Origin of the sequence: Noviluteimonas lactosilytica, assembly GCF_020866925.1 — a bacterium.
GTDB classification, from domain to species: Bacteria; Pseudomonadota; Gammaproteobacteria; order Xanthomonadales; family Xanthomonadaceae; genus Noviluteimonas; species Noviluteimonas lactosilytica.
Window position 1 is genome coordinate 135,555 of record NZ_JAJGAK010000002.1, and the last position, 15,717, is coordinate 151,271.

Annotated in this window: 18 protein-coding genes; 6 read left to right on the forward strand and 12 right to left on the reverse strand. The window is 67.4% G+C overall.

The features are described 5' to 3' along the window. Nucleotides 1-17: 17 nt before the first annotated feature. Together LK996_RS09845 and LK996_RS09850 are read right to left on the reverse strand one after the other, a co-directional pair. Complete coding sequence (locus LK996_RS09845) at nucleotides 18-452, reverse strand: DUF2946 family protein (RefSeq protein ID WP_230527008.1); 435 nt, start codon at nucleotides 450-452, stop codon at nucleotides 18-20. Between the two features lie 21 nt (nucleotides 453-473). Further along, nucleotides 474-1,511, reverse strand: coding sequence for a diguanylate cyclase (locus LK996_RS09850; RefSeq protein ID WP_230527009.1), 1,038 nt, complete (start codon nucleotides 1,509-1,511; stop codon nucleotides 474-476). Between the two features lie 214 nt (nucleotides 1,512-1,725). Here LK996_RS09850 and LK996_RS09855 point away from each other — a divergent pair, with 214 nt between their 5' ends. Beyond that, nucleotides 1,726-3,819 (forward strand): M13 family metallopeptidase, encoded by a 2,094-nt coding sequence (locus LK996_RS09855; protein ID WP_230527010.1) that lies wholly within the window; start codon nucleotides 1,726-1,728, stop codon nucleotides 3,817-3,819. Between the two features lie 133 nt (nucleotides 3,820-3,952). Here the strand turns inward: LK996_RS09855 and LK996_RS09860 are convergent, their stop codons facing one another. The 10 genes from LK996_RS09860 to LK996_RS09905 form a co-directional block, all read right to left on the reverse strand. Continuing rightward, complete coding sequence (locus LK996_RS09860; RefSeq protein WP_425493740.1) at nucleotides 3,953-4,639, reverse strand: YiaD family glycine zipper/OmpA-like lipoprotein; 687 nt, start codon at nucleotides 4,637-4,639, stop codon at nucleotides 3,953-3,955. Between the two features lie 103 nt (nucleotides 4,640-4,742). Next, on the reverse strand, nucleotides 4,743-6,194 hold the full coding sequence (locus LK996_RS09865) for a WS/DGAT/MGAT family O-acyltransferase (protein WP_230527011.1): 1,452 nt from the start codon (nucleotides 6,192-6,194) through the stop codon (nucleotides 4,743-4,745). 54 nt (nucleotides 6,195-6,248) lie between these two features. Next, nucleotides 6,249-6,953 carry a hypothetical protein gene (locus LK996_RS09870; protein WP_230527012.1) on the reverse strand — a complete coding sequence of 235 codons (705 nt, stop codon included), beginning with the start codon at nucleotides 6,951-6,953 and terminating at the stop codon, nucleotides 6,249-6,251. A gap of 102 nt (nucleotides 6,954-7,055) precedes the next feature. Continuing rightward, nucleotides 7,056-8,147: an alanine racemase gene (gene alr / locus LK996_RS09875; protein ID WP_230527013.1), complete on the reverse strand. Its 1,092-nt coding sequence runs from the start codon at nucleotides 8,145-8,147 to the stop codon at nucleotides 7,056-7,058. Between the two features lie 482 nt (nucleotides 8,148-8,629). Beyond that, nucleotides 8,630-8,821 carry a hypothetical protein gene (locus LK996_RS09880; protein ID WP_230527014.1) on the reverse strand — a complete coding sequence of 64 codons (192 nt, stop codon included), beginning with the start codon at nucleotides 8,819-8,821 and terminating at the stop codon, nucleotides 8,630-8,632. A 41-nt stretch (nucleotides 8,822-8,862) separates the two neighbouring features. Further along, nucleotides 8,863-10,275, reverse strand: a complete 1,413-nt coding sequence (locus LK996_RS09885; protein WP_230527015.1) for a replicative DNA helicase — start codon at nucleotides 10,273-10,275, stop codon at nucleotides 8,863-8,865. A gap of 186 nt (nucleotides 10,276-10,461) precedes the next feature. Continuing rightward, entirely contained in the window at nucleotides 10,462-10,914 is a 453-nt protein-coding gene (gene rplI, locus LK996_RS09890; RefSeq protein WP_230527016.1) for a 50S ribosomal protein L9, read from the reverse strand. Between the two features lie 74 nt (nucleotides 10,915-10,988). Further along, a complete protein-coding gene (gene rpsR / locus LK996_RS09895; protein WP_036164458.1) occupies nucleotides 10,989-11,219 on the reverse strand; it encodes a 30S ribosomal protein S18 in 231 nt (76 codons plus the stop codon). An 11-nt stretch (nucleotides 11,220-11,230) separates the two neighbouring features. Beyond that, entirely contained in the window at nucleotides 11,231-11,653 is a 423-nt protein-coding gene (gene rpsF, locus LK996_RS09900; protein ID WP_230527017.1) for a 30S ribosomal protein S6, read from the reverse strand. 163 nt (nucleotides 11,654-11,816) lie between these two features. Beyond that, on the reverse strand, nucleotides 11,817-12,155 hold the full coding sequence (locus LK996_RS09905) for a HesB/IscA family protein (protein WP_230527018.1): 339 nt from the start codon (nucleotides 12,153-12,155) through the stop codon (nucleotides 11,817-11,819). A 109-nt stretch (nucleotides 12,156-12,264) separates the two neighbouring features. On the opposite strand from LK996_RS09905, the gene asnS reads away from it, so the two are divergent. From asnS to LK996_RS09930, 5 genes are read left to right on the forward strand one after another with little or no spacing between them, the layout of a single operon-like run. Further along, the gene (gene asnS / locus LK996_RS09910) at nucleotides 12,265-13,662 is read left to right on the forward strand and encodes an asparagine--tRNA ligase (protein ID WP_230527019.1); all 1,398 of its coding nucleotides are present in this window, start codon (nucleotides 12,265-12,267) and stop codon (nucleotides 13,660-13,662) included. Further along, entirely contained in the window at nucleotides 13,662-13,967 is a 306-nt protein-coding gene (locus LK996_RS09915) for a hypothetical protein (protein WP_230527020.1), read from the forward strand. The genes asnS and LK996_RS09915 overlap by 1 nt, the downstream gene beginning before the upstream one ends. Before the next feature lie 4 nt (nucleotides 13,968-13,971). Continuing rightward, nucleotides 13,972-14,274: a hypothetical protein gene (locus tag LK996_RS09920; protein WP_230527021.1), complete on the forward strand. Its 303-nt coding sequence runs from the start codon at nucleotides 13,972-13,974 to the stop codon at nucleotides 14,272-14,274. Nucleotides 14,275-14,282: 8 nt separating this feature from the next. After that, on the forward strand, nucleotides 14,283-14,921 hold the full coding sequence (locus LK996_RS09925) for an FMN-binding negative transcriptional regulator (RefSeq protein WP_230527022.1): 639 nt from the start codon (nucleotides 14,283-14,285) through the stop codon (nucleotides 14,919-14,921). Nucleotide 14,922: 1 nt separating this feature from the next. Beyond that, the gene (locus LK996_RS09930) at nucleotides 14,923-15,708 is read left to right on the forward strand and encodes an SDR family oxidoreductase (RefSeq protein WP_230527023.1); all 786 of its coding nucleotides are present in this window, start codon (nucleotides 14,923-14,925) and stop codon (nucleotides 15,706-15,708) included. Nucleotides 15,709-15,717: the final 9 nt, after the last annotated feature.

Below are 15,717 nucleotides of genomic sequence, written 5' to 3' on the forward strand. Positions count from 1 at the left end.
TGGCGATTGCGGTGACGTCAGGAGATCGAAGGCGGCCCGCGCGACAGCAGGCCGGTGGGATGCGCGTACGGCGGCGGCGCCGAAGCCACGACGGGCATCGGCGCGGGTTGCATCGCGATGGCGGGTGTAACGAGCGCAGGCGGCTTCGGCGCCACCATCGACAACAGCAGCGGGCAGTAATCGCAATCGCCGTCGCCGTGGTGCGGCATCGGCGTCTGCGGAAGCGGCGGTGCTTCGTGGTGCGATGCGTGGTGCGAAGGCGGATGCGCGTGCGACGGCGCGGGCGCCTCGACCACCAGGCCGGCCGCGGTGCACATCGCGGCGAACGCATCGGGGGCCGCGGTGTCCTCGCAGCCCTGCGCCATGCGCCCGAGCGCCGGAACCAGCACCAGCGCCAGCGTCGCGACCAGCGCGAGGCGGTGCATCAGGCGTTGGAAGGCTTTGGCGCGCATGCGGGGGCGCATTTTACGCGCTTATTGCCGCGCAGGCGTGCGGGGGCGGCGGATGCGCTGGCGATTGCTGCGCAGGGCCGCGACGTTCTTCGGCACGTTCCCCGTGCGGTTGCGCTCGCGCGAGAAGGACACCACGCGATCGCGTCCGCGCGACTTGGCGAGGTAGCACATCTCGTCCGCGCGATAGAGCAGTTCGTACGCGCTCAGCTTGCCGTCGCCGAACTCGAGTTGGCCGATGCTCGCACCGATGCGGAAGATCTCGCCCTGCCATTCGAATTCGTACGCGGCGATCCCGCGACGCACCTTCTCGGCGACGTAACCCGCCTGCTCTGCCGACACGTCCTCGATCAGGATCGCGAACTCGTCGCCGCCCAGGCGCGCGAGCGCGTCGTGTTCGCGCAGCTGTCCGCGCAGCAGCTTCGCGAGTTGGCGCAGCAGTTCGTCGCCCGCGGCGTGGCCCGCGGTGTCGTTGACCGGCTTGAAATGATCGAGGTCGAAGTAAAGGAGCGCGTGCCGCGAGCCCATCTCCTTCGCGCTCTGCACCGCGCGGCGCAGGCGCGATTCGAAGGCGCGGCGGTTCGGCAGGCCGGTCAGCGGATCGTGGTGCGCCTGATGCGTGAGTTCGTCGGTGAGCCGCTTGGCCGCGGTGACGTTGCGGAAGGTGATCACCGAGCCGAGCGCGCGGCGTTGATCGTCGATGATGCTCGACACGTTGCCGTCGACCAGCACCACGTGTCCATCGCGACGGCGCAGCATGGTGAAGTGCCATGCCGCATCGGGCGTCAGCGGATCGATCCCGTTGCCCTGCTCGTCGACGAACTGGACCACGTCGCCCAGGGGCCGCTCCAGCGATTCGGGCTCGGTCCAGCCCGTGAGGTGCGCGGCCACGGGGTTCAGCAATGTGATGTTGCCCTGCAGGTCGATGATGACGACCGCGTCCGAAATCGCGCGCAGGGCGGCGTCCGCGAACCGGCTCTGCTGGTGGCAGGCCTTGAGCTCGCGTTCCAGGCGCGCAAGTGCGGGGTCCGCGTCCTGCGGGGATGTCGGCGCTTCGTCCACGTTGCGGGGGATCAGGTGGGCGGTAGGTCGTTCACCCTAAGTTGCCCAATGCAAAGGCGAAGTGACGTTCATACCGGGCACCCGTCGCAATGTTCACGCGCGGGCCATTCAGTCAGACGACCGGCGCGACGGCCCGGGCATGACGTTCGGTCCATGCGCCCGCGCGCCCTTCCGGTTGTGATGGCGGCCTTCCACCCGGAGAGAGACACCACCCATGCAGCATCGCATCGGCTGGATTTTGACGACCGCACTGATCGTGGGCTGCACGGCGCAGTCACCGAACGCGCCCGAAGCGGGCAAGACGCAGCCCGCCGCATCGACCACCGCCGCACCGGCCATCGGCATCGACCTCGCGGGCATCGACAAGGCCGTGCAGCCGGGCGACGACTTCGAGGAATACGCCAACGGCGCATGGCGCAAGGCCACCGAGATCCCGGCCGACCGCGCGAGCACCGGCACGTTCCTGAAAGTGTTCGAAGTGGCGGAGAAGCGCAACGCCGACCTGATCCAGAACGCCGGCAAGGACAACCCGGCCGCCGGCACCGATGCACGCCGCATCGCCGACTACTACGCCGCGTACATGGACGAAGCCGCGATCGAGAAGCGCGGCCTCGCCGCGATCGACGCCGACCTCAAGGCCGTCGATGCGATCGCCGACAAGACCGCGCTGTCGAAGGCGCTGGGTGCGCAGATGCGCGCCGACGTCGATCCGCTCAACTCCACCAACTACGACACCTCGAACCTGTTCGGCGTGTTCGTCTCGCAGCCGCTGAACAAGGCCGCGCCGCAGGTGCCCTACATCATGCAGGGCGGCCTGGGCATGCCCAACCGCGACTACTACCTCGCCAAGGACGCCGAGATGGCGGCCAACCGCGACAAGTACGTCGCGCACATCGAAAAGCTGTTGACGCTCTCCGGCACGCCGGATGCCGCGGCGAAGGCGAAGGCCATCTTCGATCTCGAAACGAAGATCGCGAACGCGCACGCCAACGTCATCGACACCGGCGACGTGCACAAGGCCAACAACCCGTGGACGATGGCCGACTGGTCGAAGAAGGCGCCGGGCATCGACTGGAACGCGTTCTTCGAAGCGGCGAAGCTGTCGGGCCAGCCGATCGTGTTCGCGTGGCAGCCGGAGGCGATCGCGAAGCTCTCCGCGCTCGTCGCGTCCGAACCGCTGCAGACGTGGAAGGACTACCTGCGCTTCCACACGATCAACCAGGGCGCCGGCCTGCTGCCGAAGGCGTACGCTGACGAGAACTTCGCGTTCTACGGCACGACGCTGCAGGGCACGCCGAAGCAGTCCGATCGCTGGAAGCGCGCCGTGGGTTCGACCAACAACGCGCTCGGCGACGCCGTCGGCCAGATCTACATCAAGCAGTACTTCCCGGCCTCGTCGAAGCAGCAGGTCGAGTCGATGGTCTCGGGGATCGTCGAAGCCTTCGATGAGCGCCTCGAGAAGCTCGACTGGATGACCGCGCCGACCAAGGCGAAGGCGCGCGAGAAGGTCAAGGCGATGCAGGTGTCGGTCGGTTACGGCGACACGTGGCGCGATTACTCGACGCTCGAGGTCAAGCCGGACGATGCGCTGGGCAATTCGCTGCGCGCTTCGAAGTTCGAATACGACTGGCAGCTCGCGAAGCTCGGCAAGCCGCTGGATCGCGGCGAGTGGTGGATGACGCCGCAGACCGTCAACGCGGTGAACCTGCCGCTGCAGAACGCGCTGAACTTCCCGGCCGCGATCCTCGAACCGCCGTTCTTCGACGCGAAGGCCGACGCCGCCGCCAACTACGGCGCGATCGGCGCGGTGATCGGCCACGAGATCAGCCACAGCTTCGACAACATGGGCGCGGAGTTCGATGCCGACGGCACGCTGCGCAACTGGTGGTCGAAGGAAGACATGGCGCACTTCAAGGCGGCCAGCGACGCGCTGGTCAAGCAGTACGACGCGTACGAACCCCTGCCCGGCCTGCACCTCAACGGCCAGCAGGTGCTCGGCGAGAACATCGCCGACGTCGCGGGCCTGACCGCCGCGCACATGGCCTACCGCAAGTCGCTCGGCGGCAAGGAAGCCCCGGTGATCGACGGCCTGACCGGCGACCAGCGCTTCTTCCTCGCGTACGCGCAGGCGTGGCGCGGCAAGGTGCGCGACGCCGCACTGCGCGCGCAGATCATCGGCGACGGCCATGCGCCGGGCCGCTATCGCGCGATGACGGTGCGCAACCTCGACAGCTGGTACGACGCATTCGGCGTGCAGGCGGCGCAGAAGTTGTACCTGGCGCCGGACAAGCGCGTGCAGGTCTGGTAACGGAAGCTCGGGAAACGGGAAACAAAGAGCGGGAAACGGGAGACGGGCTCCACTTCGGCCGACGGTACATCGGCCGAAGCGGAACTTGATCTCCCGTTTCCCGTTTCCCGTTTTCCGTTTCCCGCTTTACTGCTTAGCCGCCCTGCTGTCCTTCGATCGGCACCAGCGTGATTTCCACGCGGCGATTCTCCGAACGGCCCGCTTCCGAATCGTTGCTCGCGATCGGACGCGTTTCGCCCGCGCCGACGGTGATCATGCGCTGCTGCAACACGCCATGCGAACCGAGGTACGCGGCGACCGAGTTGGCGCGGCGCTCGGAGAGCGCCTGGTTGTACTGGTCGGTGCCGACGCTGTCGGTGTGGCCGGCGACTTCGACGACGGTCTGGTTGTACTGGCTGAGCGTGCGCGCGACATCGTCGAGCACCGGCGAGAACTGCGGCTTCAGCGACGAACTGTCGAAGTCGAAGGTCACGTTGCTCGGCATGTTGAGCGTGATGTTGTCGCCTTGGCGCACGACGTCGACGCCGGTGCCGGCCATCTGGCGACGAAGCTCGGCTTCCTGCTTGTCCTGGTAGGCGCCGATCGCGCCGCCGCTGAGCGCGCCGATGCCGATGCCGACGAGGGCGTGCTGGCGACGTTCGACCGCGCTGTCGCCGGTGAGCAGGCCCGCGGCCGCGCCGATGGCGGCGCCGATCAACGCGCCGCGTTGCGTGCGGTTCGGATCGTCGGGTGCGGTGGTCTGGCCGGTGTAGGACGCGCAGCCCGACGCCGTCATGGCGAGGCCGGCGGCGATGAAGCCGGTCAACATCGAAATCTTCATGTGGTGCTCCTTGCTTGGGGGACGTCCGCTGAATGCGGCGACCAAGCTAAACAGCAACCCGTGGGTGATGGGTGATTCGGCGCTTCTCGCGTTCAAGCGCGAGTCAGCCCATCAACGCTTCTGCACCGACCGAGTCGAGATCGCGCTCCCAATTCCCCATCAACGCGAGATACACCAGCTTGTCGAACTCGGGTCCGAACCTGCGGATCACCGCGTCGGGATCCGGGATCAGCTTCGCGTCGGCGATCAGGCCGAAGTGCACGCGCCCGTTGTAACTGAGGATCGAAATGCCCACGCCGATCGAACCGGTCTGCGGCACCCAGAACATCATTTCGCGCAGCATGCAGCCGGCCATGTACAGCGGTTGCTGCGGACCGGGCACGTTGGTCGCAACGGCGGTGGCCTTGCGCGAGAAGAGTTCGAGCGCGAGCGATTGCAGTGCGGGCGGCGCGATGCCGAGTGCGGCGAGCAATCCATACGCGACGATCGCCTGGCGCGATGCCTTCAACTGGTACATGCATTCGCCGACGAATTCGAGCCGGCGCATCGGGTTGGCTTCGCCGACGGGCAGGTCGAGGAACACCAGGCCGAAGTGGTTGCCGAGTTTCTTCGCGTGTTCGAGCGGGCGCAGGTTCACCGGCACGGTCGCGCGCAGGGTCACGCCGTCGACGTCCGCGCCGCGTTCGAGCAGGTAGCTGCGCAACGCGCCGGCGGCCGCGGCCATCAGCACGTCGTTGACGGTGAAGCCGCTCGCGCGGCCGACCGCTTTCACTTCGTCGAGGTCGAGCGGTTCGGCCCACGCCACGCGCTTGGTCGTGCCGAGCGGGCCGCGCAGCAGCGTCTGCGGATCGTCGGGCAGCGCGAGCGCCTGCACGAGTTCGCGCGCGATCTCGCCGCCTTCCTTCGCGAGCAGCGCACCGAGCGAAGGATCGCGATAGATCGCCATGCCCTGCCCCAGCATCTTCCCGCCGAGTTTCATCGCGCGTTGCGCGGCGCCGACACGCGCGGCGACGGGCGCGCCTTCTTCCTTGAGCCACGCCTTGCCCAGGTCGCTGCCTTTAACGGAGGTCGGCGAGGTATCGGTCAGCGACAACAGTACCTGCACGAGCGCGATGCCGTCGGCGTAACTGTGGTGGATGCGCGCGACTAGCGCGGAGCCGCCTTCGTAACCGTCGACGAGATGGAACTGCCACAGCGGGCGACTCGCATCCAGCGGACTCGACGCGAGCTGGCTCGCGAAGCGTTCGAGCGCGCGCTTGCCGCCCTTGCCCGGCAACGCGGCGTGTTGCACGTGCCAGTCGAGATCGAAGTGTTCGTCGTCCTGCCAGTACGCGCCCGCGGGCGTGTCGACGGGTTTCTGGCGGAAGCGCGCGTATTCGAGGAAGCGTTGCCTGACGACCTGCTTCAGCGCCTTGAGCGACATCGGCTCGGCGAACATCAGCACGCCGGTGATCATCATCGGGTTGGTGCCGCGCTCCATGCGCAGCCACGCGGTGTCGACCCGCGACATCGGTTCGCGCCGTGCACCACGCCTGCGGCGGGCCTTCGTGGCCATGCGACCTTCCTCCACCGGATTGCCGGGGAGTGAATCACGCCCGGTGCGAAAGGGTCAACGCGCGACGGCGCCCTGCGCGGCCGCACGACGCGGCATCGCATGCAGGGCGAGCACGAGCAGCGCGACGATCGCGGCTTCGGTGGCCCACGTCGACCACGGCACGCCGAACAACGCGGGCAGCGTCGCCTGCCCATCGATCCACGCGCCATACAACGCGCGATCGACGAACGGCACCGGCAGCAGCGGCACCATCGGCAGCAGGAAGGCCGCGGCGAACACCCGCCCGCGATTGCGCGGCACGAGCGCACGCCAGCAGACGACCATCGGCGGCAGCGACAGCGCGAGCACGGAGATGGTTGCGATCCATCGGCCCATGTCGGGCGACAACAGATCCCACAACACGCCTTCGTCGCCGCCTCCCATCGCCGCGGTGAGCAGGCGCAGGAACGGTTTGTTCGCGATCACCAGCGCGAACCCCCACCACGGATCGCCGCCGAGTCGCTGCGCGCGCACGACCCACGCCATGCCGATCCACATCAACGCATAGCTCAGCGCGGGGCCTGCGGCGGTGGTCCACGGCCAGCGTTCGCCGCACGCCGCATCGAGCGCGAACAGCGACAGGCTCATCCGCCCCGGCGCGCCGCACAGCCAGGCGCCGGTCGCGTGGTGCGTGAATTCGTGCGCGAAAGACGCGAGCCACGCCACCGCCACCAGGGCGATCAGGCTGCGAGTGTCCAGCGGGAAGCGATACGTGCCCATGGCAGGGTCTCTCGAACTTCGACCCCGCATCGGATGCGCGCAGTCGCGCGCCGGTTGCAGTCGCGTTGCGACCTTCAGGCTTCGACGGTCATGCCTCGACCGTCATGCCTCGACGAATCGAACCCGGCGCGTGATCGAACAGACGAGTTCGTAGCCGATGGTGCCCGCCGCGGCCGCGATCGCCTCGACCGGCAGGCCTTCGCCCCACAACACGACCGGGTCGCCGGGCTTCGCCTCGGGATGACCGCGCAGGTCGAGCGTCATCAGGTCCATCGAAACGCGGCCCACGATCGGCGCGGGGCGTCCATCGAGCAACACGTGCGTCCCCGACGGCGCATGCCGCGGATAACCGTCGCCATACCCGATCGCGGCCACGCCGATGCGCATGTCTTCCGGGCAGACCCACGTCGCCGAATAGCCGACGCGTTCGCCCTGCTTCACGTGGTTCACCGCGATCAGCCGCGTGCCGAGCGTCATCGCCGGTCGCAGGCCGAAGTCCGCGCCCGTCGTGCCATCGACGACCGAGATCCCGTACAGCGCGCCACCCGGTCGCACCCAGTCGGCGTGCGCATCGGGCCAACCGAGCACGGCGGCGGAGTTGGCGAGCGAACGCTGCCCATCGAGCCCCGCCGTCGCATCGGAGAACAACCGCATCTGCGCCTTCGTCTGCGCCCCGCTGCCCGGCGCATCGGCGAATTCGTCGGAGCTCGCGAAGTGATTCATCAGCACGAGTCCGTCCGCGACCGACGACATCGCGCGCAACCGCGCATACGCATCGCGCACGTCTTCCGGCGCAAACCCGAGCCGATGCATCCCGCTGTCGACCTTCAGCCAGCAACGAATCGGATCCCCCTCGACCGCCTGCTCCAGCATCGCGAGCTGCGTCGCGTGATGCACCACGGTCTCGACGTTCAACCGCCGCAACTGCGGAATGTCATCCGCCGCATCGAACCCCGACAACAACACGATCGGCTGCGAAAGACCGGCGGCCCGCAACCGCTCCGCATCGCTCAGCGCCGCGACACCGAACGCATCCGCACCCTGCAGCGCACGCGCCACACGCTCGAGGCCGTGGCCATAGCCATCGGCCTTCACCACCGCCATCACGCGGCTGCCAGGCGCACGCCCCCGCACCTGCGACAGGTTGTGCCGAAGCGCATCGTTGTGGATCGTCGCGGAAGTCGGTCGTGCCATACGCGTTATTTTCGCAGATGCACGGCATCCAATGGCATCCCGAAAAGCGCGACATCCGATGGAGGCTGGCCGCGCGCATGAAGCCCCTGTCCTGGCGGCGGTGCGGGAGCCGCGTCCTGCGTCCTCACGCCGCCCGCAAGGCCATCCATGGCCTTGCTTCAGGACAGGGGCTTCATGCGCACGGCCAGCCTTCACCGCGAACTGGGTGTCGCACCTCTTCGGCATGGAAGGCCGCACCGCTCCGCGCGCGGATGGGCACCGCTTTGCCGCTTCTGCATGTGCAGGAGCAGCGGAGCGGCATCAAGTTGCGGGGAGACCCGGTGCATGTTGCATGGGCGCGACCAAAGCAAGGCCATGGATGGCCTTGCGGGCGGGTGTGAGGACGCAGGATGCGGCTTCCGCACCACCCGATGGGCGCGCCCATGCAACATGCGCCGGGTCGTCCATCTTGTGTCGCGCTGCTGCTTTTACACGCGCGGGAGCTACGCGCCGAGGCGTACTACCTTGCAGCAATCGATGCGCTCGGCATCGATGCACGGTTCCTGCATGGCCAGGAGTTGTCGGGCGAGCTGGACCGCCTCGTAGCGGTCGTCGGCGAGGATGTGTTTTCGGACCGCGTCCTGCGTCCCCGCTGGATCGAACAGGACGAATTCCACCGCATACACGTACGCCATCGCCGGTGACTCCTCTCGCTGGCCCCTGATGAACCCCTGGTCTATTCGAAGCTGCCCACCGAGTCGTGGGACAGGTTGTCGAACCGCGTGTACTCGCCGAAGAACTTCAGCTTGATCGACCCCGTCGGACCGTTACGCTGCTTGCCGATGATCACTTCGGCCAGGCCTTTGTCCGGCGAGGTTTCCTTGTTGTAGTAGTCGTCGCGATAGATGAAGACGATCACGTCGGCGTCCTGCTCGATCGCGCCGGATTCGCGAAGGTCGGCCATCACCGGGCGCTTGTCGGTTCGCGTTTCCAGCGAGCGGTTGAGCTGCGAGAGCGCGATGACGGGAACGTGGAGTTCCTTGGCGAGCGCCTTGAGCGAGCGCGAGATCTCGGAGATCTCGGTCGCGCGGTTCTCGCTGTTGCCGGGCACCTGCATCAGCTGCAGGTAGTCGATGACGATCAGGCCGAGGTCGTGCTCGCGCTTCAGGCGGCGCGACTTGGCGCGCAGGATGTCGGGCGACAGCGCGGGCGTGTCGTCGATGAAGACCTTGGCTTCGCGCAACTGGCGGATCGCGCCGGTGACGCGGCTCCAGTCCTCGTCCTCGAGCTGGCCCGTGCGCAGGCGCGTCGCGTTGACCCGGCCGACCGAGGAGATCAGGCGCAACGCGAGCTGCGAGGCCGACATTTCCATCGAGAAGACCGCGACCGCCTTCTTCGTCTTCAACGCGGCGAACTCCGCCATGTTGAGCGCGAGCGTGGTCTTGCCCATCGCGGGACGCGCGGCGAGGATCAACAGGTCCGTCGGCTGCAGGCCGGCGGTCATCTCGTCGAATTCGGTGTAGCCGGTCGGCACGCCGGTGACGCTGCCGCCGTTCTCGTAGCGCTTCTGCAGCACGTCGAAGGCTTCGGACAGCGCCTTGTTGACGGGCGTGAAGTCGGTGCGGCCGCGCGCGCCGGCTTCGGCGATCGCGAACACGTCCTGCTCGGCCTTCGCGAGGATCTCGCTGCTGTCGCGGCCTTCGGGCATGAAACCGTCGTTGACGATGCCGGTGCCGACGTCGATCAGCTGCCGCAGCACCGCCTTGTCGCGCACGATCTCGGCGTAGGCCTTGATGTTCGCGGCCGACGGCGTGGTGCTCGCGAGTTCGATCAGGTACGCGCCGCCGGCGACCTGTTCGGCCAGGCCCATCGACTCGAACCATTCGCCGAGCGTCACCGCGTCGTACGGCTTGCTGCGTTCGGCGAGTTCGCGGATCGCGCGCCAGATCAACTGGTGGTCGCGGCGATAGAAGTCGTTTTCGACGAGCGTGTCGGCGACGCGGTCGTACGCATCGGGCGCGAGCATCAATCCACCGAGCACGGCCTGTTCGGCTTCGACCGATTGCGGCGGCACGCGCAGTTGTTCGATGCGGTGGTCGTTGCGCGTCGCGAATGCGGCGTCCGAACGCAACCCTTGGCGTACGCTCATCGGTGATCCATCTCCCCTGCCCTGGCCGGCGATGCTAGTCCCGGTCGGGCGATGACCGTTGCAGACAAGTCTGTGGATAACCGGTGCAAATCGCACAAGTTGAGATCGCACGGCAAACGTGCGCGCATCGCGCACAAAAAAACGGGCGCCCCGAGGGGCGCCCGTTCGATTGCTTCGAAGCGTGGCTTACGCGGCTTCTGCGACGATCACGACCTTGACGGTCGTTTCGATGTCGGCGTGCAGGTGCACCAGCACGTCGTATTCGCCGATGTTGCGCAGCGGGCCTTCGCCCATCACGACTTCCGACTTCTCGACCGGCAGGCCGGCGGCGGTCAGGGCGTCGGCGATGTCGCGCGGGCCGACCGAACCGTAGAGCTTGCCTTCGGTCGACGCATTCGCTGCGATCGTGACCGACGCGCCTTCGAGGCGCGCCTTGCGGCCTTCGGCACCGTCGAGCGAGGCCTTGGCCTTGGCTTCGTATTCGGCGCGCTTGGCTTCGAACTCGGCGACGTTGGCGGCGGTCGCCGGCACGGCCTTGCCCTGCGGCACGAGGAAGTTGCGGCCGAAGCCCGGCTTCACCTTGACCTTGTCGCCGAGGTTGCCGAGGTTCGTGACCTTCTGCAGGAGGATCAGATCCATTTCAATTGCTCCGATTCGTTAGCGGCGCGCACCCGGCGCGCCGCAACTGTTTGCTGTCCGAATGGACGTGACGCTTACGCGTTGTGGTTGTCGGTGTACGGGATCAGGGCCAGGAAGCGGGCGCGCTTGACGGCCGACTGCAGCTGGCGCTGGTACTTCGACTTCGTACCCGTGATGCGGCTCGGCACGATCTTGCCGGTCTCGGTCAGGTACTGGCGGAGGGTGTTGAGATCCTTGTAATCGATCTCCTTGACGCCCTCGGCGGTGAACTTGCAGAACTTGCGGCGGCGGAAGAACTTGGACATGGGTGCGTTCCTTATGCGGCTTCGGCGGCGTTGTCGTCGGTATCGGCCGAGCCGACCGAACCTTCTTCGTCACGGCGACGGCGTTCGCCACGCTCGGGCTTGTCGCCCTTCTCGTCCTTGTTCTTCATGATCAGCGACTGCTCGGTCACGGCGTCGTCGCGCTTCATGACGAGGTGGCGGAGCACCGCATCGTTGAAGCGGAACGTGTCGACGAGTTCGTTGAGCACTTCCTGGCCGGCCTCGATGTTCAGCAGCACGTAGTGCGCCTTCACCAGGTTCGCGATCGGGTAGGCCAGCTGGCGGCGGCCCCAGTCTTCCAGGCGGTGGATCTTGCCGTTGCCGTTTTCGATGAGCGACTTGTAGCGCTCGATCATCGCCGGCACCTGTTCGCTCTGGTCCGGGTGGACCAGGAACACGATTTCGTAATGACGCATGGTCGTTCCTTGTGGATGTGGCCTGTTTGTCAGGCCGGACAGCTCCTCGGGGAGTGTTGCGATACAGCCACCCGATGGAGCAAGAAACCCGCAGGCTTTCCGCGGGGCGCGAAATTATGGGGGAATCAGGGGCTTGGAGCAACTTCCCCGCCGAAATCCCAACTTACGCGGCGTCGGCCTTGGTCGTGAAGGACTCCCCGCAGCCGCATTCGGCGGTCGCGTTGGGGTTGCGGAACACGAACTGCTCGTTGAGGCCCTGCTTCACGAAGTCGATCTCGGTGCCGTCGACGAAGGCCAGGCTTTCGGCGTCGACATAGATCCGCACGCCGTCGTGTTCGAACACGGTGTCGCCGGGGCGTTCGTCCTTCGCCATGTCGGCGAGGTAGCCCCAGCCGGAACAGCCGGTCCTCTTCACGCCGAACCGCAGGCCGAGCACGGCCGGTGCGGTCTGCAGGTAACCGCGGATGCGTTCGAGGGCGGCGGGAGCGAGGGTGACGGCCATTCGGGTCTCCGGGATCGTGGCGACATTGTAGATGGGGCGGATCGACAGTGCCGGTCGGATACACTTGTCGGTTCAGGAAGGTGGTTTCGCACTCTCGAGGAATCAAGGCATGACGGTGGTCAGCGTCGAACACGCGCTCTCGGGCAAGATGCCCGCCGGCGGCGAAGTCACGGTCCGCGGCTGGGTGCGCACCCGGCGCGACGCCGGCCCGCTCAGCTTCGTCCACGTCAGCGATGGGTCGTGCTTCGCGCCGATCCAGGTCGTCGCCACCAACACGCTGGCCAATTACGAGGACGAGGTGAAGCACCTCTCGGCCGGTTGCGCGGTCGTCGCGCGCGGCACGCTCGTGCCCTCGCAGGGCAAGGGCCAGTCCTACGAGATCCAGGCCGCGTCGATCGAAGTCGTCGGCTGGGTCGAGGATCCGGAAACCTATCCGATCCAGCCCAAGGCCCACTCGCTGGAATTCCTGCGCGACGTGGCGCACCTGCGCCCGCGCACCAACCTGTTCGGCGCGGTCACGCGCATCCGCCATTGCCTGGCGCAGGCGGTGCACCGCTTCTTCCACGAGCAGGGCTTCTACTGGGTCAACACGCCGATCGTCACCACGTCCGACGCCGAAGGCGCGGGCCAGATGTTCCGCGTCTCCACGCTCGACATGGCCAACCTGCCGCGCGATCCGGCCGGCAAGGTCGACTACACGCGCGACTTCTTCGGCAAGGAAACCTTCCTCACGGTGTCCGGCCAGCTCAACGTCGAAGCGTTCTGCCTGGCGCTGAGCAAGGTGTACACGTTCGGGCCGACGTTCCGCGCGGAGAACAGCAACACCACGCGCCACCTCGCCGAGTTCTGGATGATCGAGCCGGAGATCGCGTTCGCCGACCTCGACATCGACGCGCAGCTGGCCGAGGACTTCCTCAAGTACCTGTTCCGCGCGGTGCTGACCGAACGCGGGGACGACATGGCCTTCATCTCCGAGCGCGTGCAGAAGGATGCGATCACGCGCCTGGAGACGTTCGTCAACGCGCCGTTCGAGCGCATCGACTACACCGATGCGATCAAGCTGCTGCAGGCGAGCAAGGTGAAGTTCGACTTCCCGGTCGAATGGGGCCTGGACCTGCAGACCGAACACGAACGCTGGCTCACCGAACAGCACGTCGGCCGCCCTGTCGTCGTCATGAACTACCCCGAGCACATCAAGGCGTTCTACATGCGCCTCAACGACGACGGCAAGACCGTCGCCGCGATGGACGTGCTCGCGCCGGGCATCGGCGAAATCATCGGCGGTTCGCAGCGCGAAGAGCGCCTGGACGTGCTGGACGCGCGCATGGCGCAGTTCGGCCTGGATCCGGCGCACTACGGCTGGTACCGCGACTTCCGCCGCTACGGCACGGTGCCGCACGCGGGCTTCGGCCTCGGCTTCGAACGCCTCGTCGTGTATGTCTGCGGTTTGTCGAACATCCGCGACGCGATTCCGTATCCGCGTACGCCGGGCAACGCGGAGTATTGATGCTGTTGTTCTTCGCTTTGTTGTTCGTCGCGCTCGCCATCGCCGGCGCGACCGCGTTCGTGATCTTCTGGCCGCTCGCGCTCGTGCACGTGCGCGACCGGCATCCGGAGATCGGTGCGCAGCTCGGCGCCGGCGCGTTCCTCAAGCCGGCGGCCCTCGGGTGGTTGCTGCGCGGCGATTATCGCGACGCGCAGGATCGCAGCCTGAGCGGGCTCGCGACGCCCGCGCGCATCTCGCTGATGGTGATCATCGCGGGCCTGGCGCTCGCGGGCATGCTCTGGTTGTGGGCGCAGGCCTATGGGTGAGTCGATGAACGAACCGGCGCACTGGTGGCTGGCGACGCTCGGCCGCACGATCGTCTGGGCGCGCCTGCGCGTGCGTGAAGCGGGCACGGCGGAAGTCTTCGACAGCGACGGCAACACGCTCGCCTACGACAGCGAAGACAGCGCGCGTGCTGCATTGCTCGACGCGGAGTTCGTCGAATACGACGGGCTGGATCGCGAAGACGCCATCGAGCGTGGCTTCGACATCGACGAAGTCGCTCCGCCGCGCGCCGAACACGACGAGCAGTTGCGCCCGTTGATGGTCACCGTCCTGCCACCGCGCCACTGACGCCCCGCATGTACCTGCCGCGCGCCTTCGCCTCGCACGACCCCGCCGCGCTCGACGCGCTGTTCAACGCCGACAACTTCATCACCCTGGTCACCGTCGTCGACGGCGCGCCCTGCGTGAGCCACCTGCCGGTGCTCTACCACCGCGACGGCGATCGCGTCACGCTGCGCGGCCACTGGGCGAAACCGAATCCGCAGTCCACGCACACCGGCCCCGCGCTCGCGATCGTGCACGGCCCGCACGCGTACGTGTCGCCGTCGTGGTATCCGGACAAGGTCGAAGAGCACCGCGTGCCGACCTGGAACTACGTCGTCGCGCATCTCCACGGCACGCTCGAACGACTCACCGACACCGACGACCTCGCGTCGATCGTGTCCGACCTCGGCGACCAGCATGAGCCGCGCGTCGGCCAGGGCTGGCGCTATATCGACGACGATGCGCACCGCTCGCAGTTGCGCGGCATCGTCGGCTTCCGCCTGCACGTCGAACGTTTCGACATCAAGGCGAAGCTCAGCCAGAACCACCCCGCCGCGAATCGCGAAGCGGTGATCGCGAACTTCGAAGCGCAACCGTCCGACGACGCGCGCGCCCTCGCCCGCCTGATGCGCGACGCGCTCGACGCGAACCGCACCCCCGCAGGAGACTGACATGGACCTGGACCTGACCGGCAAGCACGCGCTCGTATGCGGCGCTTCCGAAGGCATCGGCCGCGCCGCCGCGCGCGAGCTCGCGCTGCTCGGCGCCGACGTCACGCTGCTCGCGCGCCGCGCCGACGTGCTCGAAAGGCTCGCCGCCGAACTGCCGTGCAGGGACGGCCAGCAACACGGCTGGCTCTCCGCCGACGCACTCGAAACCGATCGCCTTCGCGCGCAGGCGCAGGCGCTCGCCGCCGGCAAGCCGGTGCACATCCTCGTCAACAACACCGGCGGCCCGCCGGGCGGCCCGGTGCATGCGGCGGACAGCGATGCGTTCGAGCGCGCGTTCCGCCAGCATCTGCTCGCCAACCAGGCACTCGCGCAGGCGGTGCTGCCCGGCATGCGCGGCGCGCGTTTCGGCCGCATCGTCAACGTGATCTCGACGTCGGTGAAGGAACCCATCGCGGGCCTCGGCGTGTCGAACACGATCCGCGGCGCGGTCGCGAGCTGGGCCAAGACGCTCGCCACCGAAGTCGGCGGCGACGGCATCACCGTCAACAACGTGCTGCCCGGTTACACGCGCACGCAACGCCTCGACCAGATCCTCGGCGACCGCGCGAAGGCCACCGGCAAGGACAAAGACGCGATCGCCAAGGGCATGCTCGCGACGGTGCCCGCGGGGCGCTTCGCCGACGCCGCCGAGCTTGGCGCGGTGATCGCGTTCCTGTGCTCGCCCGCGGCGGGCTACATCAACGGTGTGAACCTGCCGGTCGACGGCGGGCGCACCAAGTCCCTGTAAGCTTGCGCG